Consider the following 13,089-nt stretch of genomic DNA (forward strand, 5'->3'; position numbering starts at 1 on the left):
AGCGGCTTACTTGGCGGCGGGCGGCTTGGCCACGGAGCACAGGCGGATCGAGTCGGCGAGGATCTCGATGGCCTTGGGTCGCGGGAAGCTGGCGCGCCAGGCGATGGCAACGGTGCGGAACGGCACGGGCGCAGTCAATGGGCGGACTTCGATCACGCCGGGTGAATAGTGATGGCTGTCCACCGCCGACAGCGGCAGGATCGAAATGCCCAGGCCGGAGGCGACCATGTGGCGAATGGTTTCCAGGGAGCTGGATTCCACCGTGGTGTGCTTGGCGCCTTCGCTGCCCTTGGCCAGGGTCGGGCAGGCTTCGAGCACCTGGTCGCGGAAGCAGTGGCCTTCGCCGAGCAACAGCAGGCTCTTGTCATTGAGCAGGGCGGCGTCGATGGTTTTTTTCTGGGTCCACGGGTGCTGGGCCGGCATCAGGACGTAGAACGGCTCGTCGTAGAGCGGCAGGGTCAGGACATCGGCTTCGTTGAACGGCAGGGCGATGATGATCGCGTCCAGTTCGCCGTTGCGCAGCTTGTCGCGCAGCACATGGGTGAAATTTTCTTCGATATACAACGGCATCTGCGGGGCGACCCGGTGCAGTTGCGGGATCAGGTGCGGGAACAGGTACGGGCCGACGGTGTAGATCGCGCCGACTTTCAGTGGGGCGGTCAGTTGGTTCTTGCCGGCCTGGGCCAGCTCGCGAATGCCCTGGGCCTGTTCCAGGACTTTTTGTGCCTGGGCGACGATGCCTTCGCCGACCGGCGTCAGGCGCACCGCGCTTTTGCTGCGCTCGAAAATAAGCACACCGAGTTCGTCTTCAAGCTTTTTCACGCCCACCGACAGCGTCGGCTGGCTGACATGGCAACGCTCGGCCGCATGGCCGAAGTGCTGCTCTTGGGCGAGGGTCACGATGTAGCGTAATTCTGTGAGGGTCATGGCGAGCGTCCGTGAAGTTGCGAGCCAAGCATACCGGCTGCAATCGATAGACGCACGTTATCAGACTGGAGGCGCGGTGCGACACTGGCGAATGCCTGATGTGGCGAGGGGATTTAGCGAAACGTCGCACCGCCCCGTTGGGCTGCGAAGCGGCCCCAAAAACAGGACTGGCGACGGGAAAGCCGGTGGCATGTCAGCTTTTTTAGGGCCGCTACGCGCCCCAGCGGGGATAAATCCCCTCGCCACAAATAAGAAGCCCCTGAAACAGGGGCTTGCAATTTGAGGTCAGCGCCGGCGCTTGTCGATGGAGTACAGGAACGGTGCCGTCAGTTCGACCGTACCGTTGCTCAGCAGGTCGGCCGGTGGCTTGGGCAGCGGTTGGGCGCGACGGATCATTTCCAGGGTAGCCCGGTCCAGATCGGCGTTGCCTGACTTGCCCACCAGTTCGAACGACACCACGTTGCCTTCGGCGTCCACCACGAACCGCAAGCGGTTCATGCCTTCCTTGCCGCGTGCCTGGGCGCTGGCCGGGTACTTCTTGTACTTGCCCAGGTGCGCCAGCAACGTACCTTGCCAACTGGCCTTGGCGGCCATCTGCGCGGGCGATGGGCCAGGGGCCGGTTGCGCGGACTTCTCGGTCGGTGCCTGGGTCGGCTGAGTGTCGGCGGGCTTTTGCTCCGACGGCGTTTCCTTCGGCGGCTCGGGCTTTTTCTCCACCGGCTTGGGCTTGGGCGGTTGTGGCTTTGGCTTGGGCTTGACCGGTTTGGGCACGGCGATTTCCGCCTTCGGTGCCTCGGCCAGTTTGGGCAGCGGCAGCTCTTCGACCGGCTCGGGCGGTTGCGGCGGCGTGACGACTTTTGGCGGTGCAGGCGGTGGCGGTGCTGGAACCGGCGCCAGTTCGACCATCATCGCCTGGGGAGGCAATTCGATGGGCGCACGCGTCGTCCAGTTCAGCGCCAGTGCGATGGCAAGCGCATGCACGCCCAGCACCACGGCCAGGCTACCGCTGTAACGCGTCAGCTTTTGGCGCGTCGTGATCATTTCTTCGGCGCCGTCTCGAGTCCGACCAGACCGACCTTCAGGTAGCCGGCGCCACGCAGGGCGTCCATCACGCTCATCAGGTCGCCGTAGTCCACGCCTTTGTCGGCCTGGAAGAAGATCGTCGTGTCTTTCTTGCCCTGGGTCTTGGCGTCCAGGGTCGCGCCGAGGCTGTCGACCTTGATTTCCTCTTCACCGAGGAACAGGCGCTGGTCGGCCTTGACGCTCAGGAACACCGGTTTCTCCGGGCGTGGCGACGGCTTGGCCGTCGATGCGGGGAGGTCAACCTTGATGTCCACGGTGGCGAGCGGGGCGGCCACCATGAAGATGATCAACAGCACCAGCATCACGTCAATGAATGGCGTGACGTTGATTTCGTGGTTCTCGGCCAGATCGTCGTCTGCGCCTTCTTTCAAATGCAGGCCCATGGCCGATTACCCCACTTTCACCATGTGCGGTTGCGAGCTGCGCTCGGGCGGCAGGTGGTCGAGGTCGCGACTGACCAGCAGCAGGACTTCGGCCGAAGCGTCGGAGACCTGGGCCTTGTAGCCGGCGATGGAGCGGGCGAAGACGTTATAGATGACCACGGCCGGGATCGCTGCGACCAGGCCCAAAGCCGTCGCCAGCAGAGCTTCGGCGATGCCGGGAGCAACGACGGCGAGGTTGGTGGTCTGGGTCTTGGCGATGCCGATGAAGCTGTTCATGATCCCCCACACGGTGCCGAACAGGCCGACGAAGGGCGCGGTGGAACCGATGGTGGCGAGCACGCCGGTGCCGCTGCTCATGTTGCGACCGCAGGCCGCGACCAGGCGCTCGAGACGGAAGCTCACGCGTTCCTTGATGCCTTCCTTCTCGCGGCTGTTGGCCGACAGGCGCATCTCTTCGAGCGCATCGTGCACCAGCAGGTTGGCGAGGGTGCCTTCCTTGCCGGCGGTGGCGCTGGCTTCCTTGAGGGTGGCGGCTTTTTTCAGGGCGGCGATCTCGCCACGCAAGCGGCGCTTGGCACCCAGCAGCTCGAAGCCTTTGGCGATCCAGATGGTCCAGGTGATGATCGAGGCGATGGCCAGGCCGATCATCACGGCTTTGACGACGACGTCGGCGTTTTTGTACATGCCCCAGGGCGACAGGTCGTGGGCCATGCCCAGGGTGTTGTCGGCTTCAAGCATTTGAGGCGCGTCGGCTGCGCTGGCTTCGACGGCCTGGGCCGGGTCGCTGGCTGCGGGGGCGGCTACAGGTGCTGTCGTGTCGGCCGGCGCCTGGGTGGCGGCGGGTGCCGTGGTGGACGTGCTGGCCGGCGTCTGGGCATCGGCGAATGCGGCGGCAGGCGTCAGCAGCAGGCTGAACAGCAACGCTGCCACAGCGCTCCAGGCGCGAGGTCGATTGGTTGGCGAAGCGGAGGAGAGAGAGCGTGTCATGCTGGCCGGACCTGAGAGAAAAAAGAAGGTTGATGTTCTTCCAGGCCTCGTGAGGCCGAGAACAAAAGTGGCGAGCATTATTGCAAGTAATTCTTGTTAACAAAAGTAATACAGTATCTTTTTTTCGTAGAATGCTAGCCGCTCGTCCTCTCTGGCAGCTAGTCTGCGGCTTTGCCAGAGGAGATTCTGATGTCCGCGCCTTCTGTTCTAATTGCCGGCTGTGGTGATATCGGCGGCCGTTTGGCCAGCCAACTGGTGACCGAACATTGGCGGGTGCACGGCTTGCGGCGCACGGTTGCGAACCTGCCGGCGGGAGTCATCGGTGTCACGGGCGACTTGTTCAACGAGCGATGCCCCACCGATTGGCCCAGCGGGCCATTGGATTACCTGGTCTACAGTGCTGCCGCCACCGACCATGACGAAGCGGGCTACCGCATGGCTTACGTCGAAGGGTTGCAACATGTGTTGGGCTGGTTGAAGCAACATGGTCAGCAACCCAAGCGCTTGCTTTTCGTGTCCAGCAGCAGCGTCTATGGACAACAGAACGGCGAGTGGGTCGATGAAAGCTCGCCTACCGAGGCGGGTGGTTATTCCGGGCGGGTCATGCTCGAAGCCGAGCAAGTGGCGCTGGACAGTGGCATCCCGGCCAGTCGTGTACGCCTGACCGGCATCTACGGGCCGGGCCGGGAGTGGCTGCTCAGCCAGGTGCGCCAGGGTTATCGAGTGGTGACCGATCCGCCGCTGTACGCCAATCGCATCCACGCGGACGATGCCGCCGGCCTGCTGGCATTCCTGCTCAAGGCCGATCATCAAGGCCGGGCTTTGGAGGACTGCTACATCGGCGTTGACGACGCTCCCGCGCCGTTGGCGGAAGTGGTGGGCTGGTTGCGCGAGTATATGGGCATCACCGAGTGGGCCGAGGACGCCAGCGTGCGCCGCGCCGGCAGCAAGCGCTGCAGCAATGCCCGGGCGAAGGCCCTGGGCTGGACACCGCGTTATCCGAGTTTTCGCGAGGGGTATGCGGCGATCCTGGAAGGGCGTTGCTGATTTTCCAGCCCTCCCACAGGGATTATTGTTCCACTAAGACAATCGACCAACCCGTGGCGAGGGAGCTCGCTCCCGCTCGGCTGCGAAGCAGTCGTAGACCGGCGGGCGCGGTGTGCCTGATGCTCCGCATTCGGCAGGTTTCGGGGCCGCTTCGCGGCCCAGCGGGAGCAAGCTCCCTCGCCACAGCTCATCATCTTCGATGAACAGCATTCCGCCCCACAGTGATTACTGTTTCTCCAGTACCCAGCGCCGATCACCCGGCGTGAACGAAGGCATCTCATCGGCCAGCGCTGCATTCACGGTCTGGAAGATTTCCAGCTTCTTGCCATTGCGGGCGAAGATCCAGGTATTGCCCTGGCCGTTCTGCTGCAGCCAGATGTTGTCGTTACCGCCACTCATCGAGGCGCAGTCGCCGGCGAGACACAAGGCGTAGCGATCAGCACCCGGCAGGCCGCTGACCTGGCCATCGGGCTGGAATTGCACCGTGGCGCCCTGGCCGGGGCCTTCGGTGATGTTCCAGGTGCCGCCCAGGTAGGCGCCATACAGCGCCCGCTCGAAGCTGGCGCCGATGGGCGCGCCGTCCGGGACCTGCACCTTGGCGCGCTCGAATACCTGCTGCGGTTCGTTTTCGGTGGCAGCCTGGCTCAGTTGGTCGCCGTCGCGCTTCAGTTCGCTCGCCGAGCTGCCATAAAAATCGACTTTCCAGGCGCCGTCTTCTTCGCCGAGCAGCTTGCCTTCGACGTTTTCAAAGCCGTTGGTATAGCGCGCCTGGCCGGCCCGGGTGTTGACGTCCCATTCCAGGTTCGGGCCGTAGCCTTGCAGCGCTTCGCGCAGCGGCCCGCCCTTGGCGGCGGCGTCGATGGCGGCCTGGTTGATCCAGGTGCCGCTGATGTCACGGTCGGCAGGGTCGCTGGCGCAACCGCCGAGAATCAGGGCGAGCAGCGAGAAAGCAAGCGCGTTGCGCATGGAGGAATCCTTTCAGAACGAAAACGGCGCAGCGGGGGAAGCTGCGCCGGGTTTATTACTCGATGACCAGGATGGCGTCCATCTCGACCTGAGCACCCTTCGGCAGGGCGGCCACGCCAATGGCGGCGCGGGCAGGGTAAGGCTGGTCGAAATACTTGCCCATGATCTCGTTGACCTTGGCGAAGTGGCTCAGGTCGGTGAGGAATATGTTGAGCTTGACGATGTCCTTGAACGAACCGCCGGCAGCTTCGGCCACGGCCTTCAGGTTCTCGAAGACCTGCACGGTCTGGGCTTCGAAGCCCTCGACCAGCTCCATGGTTTTCGGGTCCAGCGGGATCTGGCCCGACATGTACACCGTGTTGCCCGCCTTGATCGCCTGGGAATAAGTACCGATGGCGGCCGGGGCCTTGTCGCTGGAAATAACGGTCTTGGTCATTCATGACTCCTTGTAATGAGGGCGGCTATTGGGAGCTATGCGCGCATGCGGGTGATGCGAATGACCCCGGTCAGGGCGCGCAGTTTCTTGATCACGCGGGCCAGGTGCACACGGTCGTGCACGCTGACCACCAGTTGGACGACGCTGATCCGGCCGTCGCGTTCGTCCATGCTGATTTTCTCGATGTTGCCGTCGGCGGCGTTGACGCTGCTCGCCAGCAAGGCGATCAGGCCGCGCTGGTGTTCGAGTTCGACGCGCAGCTCGACGTTGAATTCGCCGGTGACATCCTTGGCCCACGAAAGCTGGATGCATTTTTCCGGGTTGTGGCGGATTTCGCTGATGTTGCGACAGTTGTCCAGGTGCACCACCATCCCCTTGCCGGCGGACAGGTGGCCGACGATCGGGTCGCCCGGGATCGGTGTGCAGCACTTGGCGTAGCTGAGCACCAGGCCCTCGGTACCGCGAATCGCCAGCGGACCTTCGGGGCTTGGCAGCTGTTCGCCTTCGCCGAGCAGGCGGCGGGCGACGACATAGGCCATGCGGTTGCCCAGGCCGATGTCTTCGAGCAGGTCTTCGATCAATTCGAGACGGTACTCGTTGAGCATGATCTGCACGCGCTCGGCCGGGATCTTGTCCAGCGAACTGTCGAAACCGTTCAGCACTTTGTTCAGCAGGCGCTCGCCAAGGCTGATGGATTCGGAGCGACGTTGCAGCTTCAGCGCGTGACGGATGTGCGTGCGGGCCTTGCCGGTGACCACGAAATTGAGCCACGCCGGGTTGGGCCGCGCGCCGGGGGCGCTGACGATCTCCACCGTCGAGCCGCTTTGCAGCGGTTCGGACAACGGGGCCAGGCGGCGATTGATGCGACAGGCGATGCAGCTGTTGCCGACGTCGGTGTGCACGGCGTAGGCGAAATCCACGGCGGTGGAGCCTTTGGGCAACTCCATGATCCGGCCCTTGGGCGTGAAGACGTAGACCTCGTCCGGGAACAGGTCGATCTTGACGCTCTCGATGAATTCCAGGGAGTTGCCGGCGCGTTGCTGCATTTCCAGCACACCCTTGACCCACTGACGGGCGCGGGCGTGAGTGCTCTTGGGCTGTTCATCGCCGCTGGATTTGTACAGCCAGTGGGCGGCGATGCCGTTGTTGGCCATCTCTTCCATTTCACGGGTACGGATCTGTATTTCGATCGGTACGCCATGCATGCCGAACAGCGTCGTGTGCAGCGACTGGTAGCCGTTGGCCTTGGGGATCGCGATGTAGTCCTTGAAGCGCCCCGGCAATGGCTTGTACAGATTATGCACAGCACCGAGCACGCGGTAGCAGGTATCGACCTTGTCGACGATGATCCGGAACGCATAGACGTCCATGATCTCGTTGAAGGCCCGGCGCTTGCCGCGCATTTTCTTGTAGATGCCGTAGAGGTGTTTCTGCCGCCCGCTGACTTCGCCTTCGATGCCGTCGATCGCCAGGCAATGACTCAGCGACTCTTCGATCTTGTTGACGATTTCCTTGCGGTTGCCCCGGGCGCGCTTGACGGCCTGGTTGATCCGCGCCGAACGCATCGGGTGCATGGCCTTGAAACCCAGGTCCTCGAACTCGATGCGGATCGCGTGCATCCCCAGTCGGTTGGCGATGGGGGCATAGATTTCCAGGGTTTCCTTGGCGATGCGCCGGCGCTTTTCGCCGGACAGCACTTCCAGGGTGCGCATGTTGTGCAAGCGGTCGGCGAGCTTGACCAGGATCACCCGGATGTCGCGCGCCATGGCCATGGCCATCTTCTGGAAGTTCTCGGCCTGGGCCTCGGCCTTGGTCTCGAAGTTCATCTGGGTCAGCTTGCTGACCCCGTCGACCAGCTCGGCCACGGTTTCGCCGAACTGCGCTTGCAGCGCTTCCTTGGCAATGCCGGTGTCTTCGATCACGTCATGCAGCATCGCCGCCATCAGGCTCTGATGGTCCATGTGCATGTCGGCAAGAATATTCGCCACCGCAAGCGGGTGCGTGACGTACGCCTCGCCGCTGCGGCGGCGCTGGCCGTCGTGGGCTTGTTCGGCGTAGAAATAGGCTCGGCGGACCAGGTTGACCTGGTCCGTGCCGAGGTAGGCCGATAAGCGATCGGCGAGGGCGTCTATGCTCGGCATGATGATGACTCCTGCCGTCTGCTGTGACCCCGCGCCGTGCTACGTCGACCAGGCATAGGCTTAGACCGCCTCGTTGGACTCGTCCTCGAACGCTGCGAACAGCGGTTCGTCTTCAACGATTTCAGCGTTGGCGATGAACTCGTAGCTCATCAGGCCTTCGGCGATTTCACGCAGCGCTACCACGGTAGGCTTGTCGTTTTCCCACTGGACCAACGGCTCTTTGCCACCGGTGGCCAGTTGACGGGCACGCTTGGTAGAGAGCATGACCAGCTCAAAGCGGTTTTCCACGTGTTCTAGGCAGTCTTCAACGGTTACGCGGGCCATGGTATTCCTCGGAGCGAATGCAATATGCGCGCTGCCCGGTTGGGCGAGCGGACTCGACAGTTTAAAAAAACACCAGCGTTTAGGGAAGCGCTGATTTTTTGAGCAAACCCCTCGGCGCGCTGCGACTACCAATGTAAAGCCGTCGCAGCGGTTTTGGGAAGGGCTGTTCAGCCCAGCAGTTCGGCCAGTAATTTACCGAAACGTTGCTGCTGGCGTTTCTGCTGGAGCTGGCTGGCGCGGAAAATCGCCTTCAGATCGTCCAGCGCGTGGGAGAAATCGTCGTTGATGATCAGATAATCGTAGTCAACGTAGTGGCTCATTTCGCTGACTGCTTCACGCATCCGCCCTTCGATGATCTCGTCGCTGTCCTGGCCACGGTTGGTCAGGCGCTGGCGCAAGGCCTGCTGGCTCGGCGGCAGGATAAAGATCGAGCGGGCCTGGGGCATCAACTTGCGCACCTGCTCGGCGCCTTGCCAGTCGATTTCCAGGATCAGGTCGTGGCCTTCGTCCAAGGTCTGCTGGAGAACGCTTTGCGAGGTGCCGTAGAGGTTGCCGAAGACTTCGGCGCGCTCCAGGAAGTCGCCGTGCTCGGCCATCCGCACGAATTCTTCGCGGTCGACGAAGTGATAGTTCACGCCGTTCACTTCACCAGGACGCATGGCGCGGGTGGTGTGGGAGACCGAGACGCGAATCTGCGGTTCGGCGTCGATCAACGCCTTGACCAGGCTGGTCTTGCCGGCGCCGGAGGGCGCGGAAATGATGTAGAGGGTGCCGGTGCTGTGGGTCATGTCGGTTTAGCCTTACTCAATGTTCTGCACTTGTTCGCGCATTTGTTCGATCAACACCTTGAGGTTGACCGCCGCCTGGGTGCTACGCGGGTCGAAGGCTTTGGAGCCCAGTGTATTGGCTTCGCGGTTGAGCTCCTGCATCAGGAAGTCGAGGCGGCGGCCGGCCGCGCCACCGGACTTGAGCACCCGGCGGACTTCGATGATGTGGGTGCTCAGGCGATCCAGTTCTTCGGCCACGTCGCTCTTCTGGGCGAGCATGACCATTTCCTGTTCCAGGCGCTGCGGGTCCAGCTCCGCCTTCATGTCGGCGAAGCGGTCGAGGACTTTCTGGCGCTGGGTGGCGAGCATCTGCGGAACGAGTTCGCGCAGGGTGGCGACGTCTTCTTCAATGGAGGTCAGGCGCTCGTTGATCAGTCGGGCCAGTTCCGCGCCTTCGCGCTCGCGGCCGGCCTTGAGCTCGTTCAGCCCTTGATTGAACAGCGCCAGCGCCTCGGCGTTCAGCGCCTGCGGGTCGCTCGCGTCGCCCACAAGTACGCCCGGCCAGGCCAGGACTTCCAGTGGGTTCAGGGCGGCGGGATTGTTGATCAGGCTGGCGACGGTTTCGGCGGCGGCGACCAATTGCGCGGCGCGCTCGCGGTCCACTTGCAAGGTTTTGCCGCTGCTCTCTTCGGTAAAGCGCAGGGTGCACTCCAGTTTGCCCCGGGACAGGCCCTGGCGCAGCGCTTCACGCACGCCGCCTTCGAGGTCGCGGAAGGACTCGGGCAAGCGCAGGTGCGGCTCCAGGTAACGGCTGTTGACCGAGCGCAGCTCCCAGCTCAGCGTGCCTTGGGCGCCGGCCTTTTCGACGCGGGCGAAGGCGGTCATGCTGTGCACCATTGGGGTTCCTCGCAATGCAGGCCGGCCACAACCGTTGATTGTGGGGCCTGGGATCTGTGGGTGGATGCCGAAGGGCAGCAAAGGCGCAGGATTGTAGCGCAGTGGGACGCAAGCGCCCAAACAGCTCCGGTTACAAAGCGCTGCAGCCCGTCGGCCGGGGCTTTGAGTGCGTTCACCCGTCGCGTCAGTTTATTAGAACTGCCCTATGACGATTCGCGGCTCTATAATGCCGGCAGTTTTCCGTCCTCTGTACAGGTGTTCCCTATGAAACGTCCAAGTGGTCGCGCTGCCGATCAGCTTCGCTCGATCCGCATTACCCGCAACTACACCAAACACGCCGAGGGATCTGTACTGGTGGAGTTCGGTGATACCAAGGTCATCTGCACCGTCAGCGTCGAAAACGGCGTGCCTCGTTTCCTCAAGGGCCAGGGCCAGGGTTGGTTGACTGCCGAATACGGCATGCTGCCGCGGGCTACCGGCGAGCGGAACCAGCGCGAGGCCAGTCGTGGCAAGCAGGGCGGACGGACCCTGGAAATCCAGCGTCTGATCGGTCGTTCGCTGCGTGCCGCGCTGGACATGTCCAAGCTGGGCGATGTGACGCTGTATGTCGATTGCGACGTGATCCAGGCTGACGGCGGCACCCGCACCGCCTCCATCACCGGTGCCATGGTTGCGCTGGCCGATGCCTTGAAAGTGATCAAGAAGCGTGGCGGCCTCAAGGGCGGCGATCCGCTCAAGCAAATGATCGCCGCGGTGTCGGTGGGCATGTACCAGGGCGAGCCGGTGCTGGACCTGGATTACCTGGAGGACTCCGCCGCCGAGACCGACCTGAACGTGGTCATGACCAGCGCTGGCGGATTCATTGAGGTTCAGGGCACCGCCGAAGGCGCGCCGTTCCAGCCGGAAGAATTGACCGCTATGCTGGAGCTGGCGAAGAAAGGCATGAGCGAAATCTTCGAATTGCAAAAGGCCGCGTTGGCCGACTGATTTTTTTTGCGCTTCAGACAAGGAGAGTGTCATGAGTGATGAGCAAGTCCTGTTGCCCCAGCCGAGCAGAGAAGCGCGGCAGTGGGCAATGTTTTGTCACCTGTCTGCACTATTGGGCATTTTCATTCCGTTCGGTTCGCTGATCGCGCCGCTGGTCATCTGGCAGGTCAAGCGTGAATCCGACCCGTTCATCGATGCCCAAGGCAAGGAAGCGCTGAACTTCCAGATCACTGTGGCGATCGCCGCGGCGATCAGTCTGCTGCTGATGATCGTGGTGATTGGTTTCTTCCTGTTTGGCCTGGTGGCCATTGGTGCGTTGGTGCTGACCATCATTGCTGGCGTGAAGGCCAATGAAGGGCAGCCATATCGGTATCCGTTTACCTGGCGGTTGGTCAAATAACGATCAGCAAAAACCTGCCCTGTGGGAGCGAGCCTGCTCGCGATGGCGATCTATCAGTCAATATTGATGTCGGCTGACCCATCGCTTTCGCGAGCAGGCTCGCTCCCACAGTGGTTTCCGGCGCTCACAAAAAAACCGACATTACTGTCGGTTTTTTTGTGGGTGAAAGGACGCTTAGATGGTCAGCGTCCAGTCGTAATCCACGATCAGCGGCGCATGCTGCGAGAACCGCGGCTGGCGTGGCAGGCGGGCGCTGCGGACGAAGCGGCGCAGCCCGGGCGTCAGCAGCTGGTAGTCGAAGCGCCAGCCGAGGTTGAGCATCTCTGCCTGCTCGTTATCCGGCCACCAGCTGTACTGGTCGCCTTCGCGGCTGACTTCGCGCAAGGCATCGACATAACCCATGTTGCCGATGATCTCGTCCATCCAGGCCCGTTCCGGCGCCAGGAAGCCAGGCGACTGCTGGCTGTCGCGCCAGTTCTTGATATCCAGCTTCTGTTGCGCCACGTACAGCGAGCCACAGTAGATGTACTCGCGACGTTTGCGCCGCTGTTTATCAAGGTAACGGGCGAAGTCGTCCATCAACTTGAATTTCTGATTCAAATCTTCATCGCCGTTCTGCCCCGAAGGGAGCAGCAAGGTCGCGATGCTGACCTTGTCGAAATCGGCTTGCAGGTAGCGCCCGTAGCGGTCCGCCGTCTCGAAACCGAGACCGTTGATGACAGCCTTCGGTTGCAGCCGCGAGTACAAAGCCACGCCACCCTGGGCGGGGACTTCGGCATCGCAGGCGTAAAGGAAGTAACCGTCCAGTTGGAAGGCTGCATCGTCCAGTTCAAAGGCGGAGGCGCGGGTGTCCTGCAGGCAGATGACGTCGGCATTCTGTGCTTGCAGCCAACTGAGCAAACCACGCTCCACTGCAGCCTGAATACCATTGACGTTCACACTGATGATCCGCATAAATGGCCCCAAAAATCACGTGCGTGTATGATACACGCCGTCTACCTATTTAGCTAAATCCGCGGTATTTGAGGCTTTTTTCATGCAGGCGTATCAGCGCGATTTCATTCGCTTTGCCATCGATCGCGGCGTTTTGCGCTTCGGTGAATTCACCCTCAAGTCCGGGCGCACCAGCCCGTACTTCTTCAACGCCGGCCTGTTCAACAGCGGAACCGCCCTGGCGCAGTTGGGCCGCTTCTATGCCGCGGCCATCGTTGAAAGCGGCATTCCGTTCGACGTGCTGTTCGGCCCGGCCTACAAGGGCATCCCATTGGCCGCCACTACCGCCGTCGCCCTGGCCGAGCACCATGACCGTGACCTGCCCTGGTGCTTCAACCGCAAGGAAGCCAAGGCTCACGGTGAAGGCGGAAGCCTGGTCGGCGCGCCGTTGACCGGCGAAGTGCTGATCATCGACGACGTCATCACCGCCGGTACCGCCATTCGCGAGGTGATGCAGATCATCGCTTCCCAGGAAGGCGCCAAGGCTGCCGGCGTGCTGATCGCCCTGAACCGCCAGGAGCGCGGCAACGGCGAGCTGTCGGCGATCCAGGAAGTGGAGCGCGACTTCGGTATCCCGGTGATCAGCATTGTGTCGCTGAACCAGGTGCTGGAGTTCTTGGCTGACGATCCGCAGCTCAAGCAGCATTTGCCGGCGGTTGAGGCCTATCGCGCCCAGTTCGGCGTTTAAATGGTTTTTGATCTTGTGGCGAGGGAGCAAGCTCCCTCGCCACAAAAGCTCATCTGAAAAGTG

15 protein-coding genes are annotated in these 13,089 nt (G+C 62.3%); 4 read left to right on the forward strand and 11 right to left on the reverse strand.

Annotation, left to right across the window (positions count from 1 at the left end; translation table 11 throughout):
* Positions 1-6: 6 nt before the first annotated feature.
* From PSH78_RS00695 to exbB, 4 genes are all read right to left on the reverse strand, one after another.
* Positions 7-927 carry a hydrogen peroxide-inducible genes activator gene (locus PSH78_RS00695; RefSeq protein ID WP_305497898.1) on the reverse strand — a complete coding sequence of 307 codons (921 nt, stop codon included), beginning with the start codon at positions 925-927 and terminating at the stop codon, positions 7-9.
* 285 nt (positions 928-1,212) lie between these two features.
* Positions 1,213-1,968, reverse strand: a complete 756-nt coding sequence (locus PSH78_RS00700; protein WP_305497900.1) for an energy transducer TonB — start codon at positions 1,966-1,968, stop codon at positions 1,213-1,215.
* Positions 1,965-2,393 carry a TonB system transport protein ExbD gene (exbD, locus tag PSH78_RS00705; RefSeq protein WP_305497902.1) on the reverse strand — a complete coding sequence of 143 codons (429 nt, stop codon included), beginning with the start codon at positions 2,391-2,393 and terminating at the stop codon, positions 1,965-1,967. Before exbD ends, PSH78_RS00700 begins: the two co-directional genes overlap by 4 nt.
* 6 nt (positions 2,394-2,399) lie before the next feature.
* Complete coding sequence (gene exbB, locus PSH78_RS00710; RefSeq protein WP_305497904.1) at positions 2,400-3,380, reverse strand: tonB-system energizer ExbB; 981 nt, start codon at positions 3,378-3,380, stop codon at positions 2,400-2,402.
* A gap of 189 nt (positions 3,381-3,569) precedes the next feature.
* On the opposite strand from exbB, the gene PSH78_RS00715 reads away from it, so the two are divergent.
* Positions 3,570-4,427, forward strand: coding sequence for an SDR family oxidoreductase (locus tag PSH78_RS00715; protein ID WP_305497906.1), 858 nt, complete (start codon positions 3,570-3,572; stop codon positions 4,425-4,427).
* A gap of 225 nt (positions 4,428-4,652) precedes the next feature.
* On the opposite strand, the gene PSH78_RS00720 is transcribed toward PSH78_RS00715, so the two are convergent.
* From PSH78_RS00720 to PSH78_RS00745, 6 genes are all read right to left on the reverse strand, one after another.
* Positions 4,653-5,393 carry a hypothetical protein gene (locus PSH78_RS00720; RefSeq protein WP_305497907.1) on the reverse strand — a complete coding sequence of 247 codons (741 nt, stop codon included), beginning with the start codon at positions 5,391-5,393 and terminating at the stop codon, positions 4,653-4,655.
* 55 nt (positions 5,394-5,448) lie between these two features.
* On the reverse strand, positions 5,449-5,829 hold the full coding sequence (locus tag PSH78_RS00725; RefSeq protein WP_030142177.1) for a RidA family protein: 381 nt from the start codon (positions 5,827-5,829) through the stop codon (positions 5,449-5,451).
* Positions 5,830-5,864: 35 nt separating this feature from the next.
* Positions 5,865-7,970, reverse strand: coding sequence for a bifunctional GTP diphosphokinase/guanosine-3',5'-bis pyrophosphate 3'-pyrophosphohydrolase (gene spoT / locus PSH78_RS00730; protein WP_186615195.1), 2,106 nt, complete (start codon positions 7,968-7,970; stop codon positions 5,865-5,867).
* A gap of 60 nt (positions 7,971-8,030) precedes the next feature.
* Positions 8,031-8,294, reverse strand: coding sequence for a DNA-directed RNA polymerase subunit omega (gene rpoZ, locus PSH78_RS00735; RefSeq protein WP_003177259.1), 264 nt, complete (start codon positions 8,292-8,294; stop codon positions 8,031-8,033).
* A 167-nt stretch (positions 8,295-8,461) separates the two neighbouring features.
* Positions 8,462-9,082: a guanylate kinase gene (gene gmk / locus PSH78_RS00740; protein ID WP_305497909.1), complete on the reverse strand. Its 621-nt coding sequence runs from the start codon at positions 9,080-9,082 to the stop codon at positions 8,462-8,464.
* Between the two features lie 12 nt (positions 9,083-9,094).
* Positions 9,095-9,958: a YicC/YloC family endoribonuclease gene (locus PSH78_RS00745; RefSeq protein ID WP_305497911.1), complete on the reverse strand. Its 864-nt coding sequence runs from the start codon at positions 9,956-9,958 to the stop codon at positions 9,095-9,097.
* 264 nt (positions 9,959-10,222) lie between these two features.
* Here PSH78_RS00745 and rph point away from each other — a divergent pair, with 264 nt between their 5' ends.
* Positions 10,223-10,945 carry a ribonuclease PH gene (gene rph, locus PSH78_RS00750; RefSeq protein ID WP_305497912.1) on the forward strand — a complete coding sequence of 241 codons (723 nt, stop codon included), beginning with the start codon at positions 10,223-10,225 and terminating at the stop codon, positions 10,943-10,945.
* A 31-nt stretch (positions 10,946-10,976) separates the two neighbouring features.
* Positions 10,977-11,345, forward strand: a complete 369-nt coding sequence (locus PSH78_RS00755) for a DUF4870 domain-containing protein (RefSeq protein WP_305497913.1) — start codon at positions 10,977-10,979, stop codon at positions 11,343-11,345.
* A gap of 174 nt (positions 11,346-11,519) precedes the next feature.
* On the opposite strand, the gene PSH78_RS00760 is transcribed toward PSH78_RS00755, so the two are convergent.
* Entirely contained in the window at positions 11,520-12,299 is a 780-nt protein-coding gene (locus PSH78_RS00760; protein WP_013694557.1) for an exodeoxyribonuclease III, read from the reverse strand.
* A gap of 82 nt (positions 12,300-12,381) precedes the next feature.
* Here PSH78_RS00760 and pyrE point away from each other — a divergent pair, with 82 nt between their 5' ends.
* Positions 12,382-13,026: an orotate phosphoribosyltransferase gene (gene pyrE / locus PSH78_RS00765; RefSeq protein ID WP_186612653.1), complete on the forward strand. Its 645-nt coding sequence runs from the start codon at positions 12,382-12,384 to the stop codon at positions 13,024-13,026.
* Positions 13,027-13,089: the final 63 nt, after the last annotated feature.

Origin of the sequence: Pseudomonas sp. FP198, assembly GCF_030687895.1 — a bacterium.
Taxonomy (GTDB): Bacteria; Pseudomonadota; Gammaproteobacteria; order Pseudomonadales; family Pseudomonadaceae; genus Aquipseudomonas.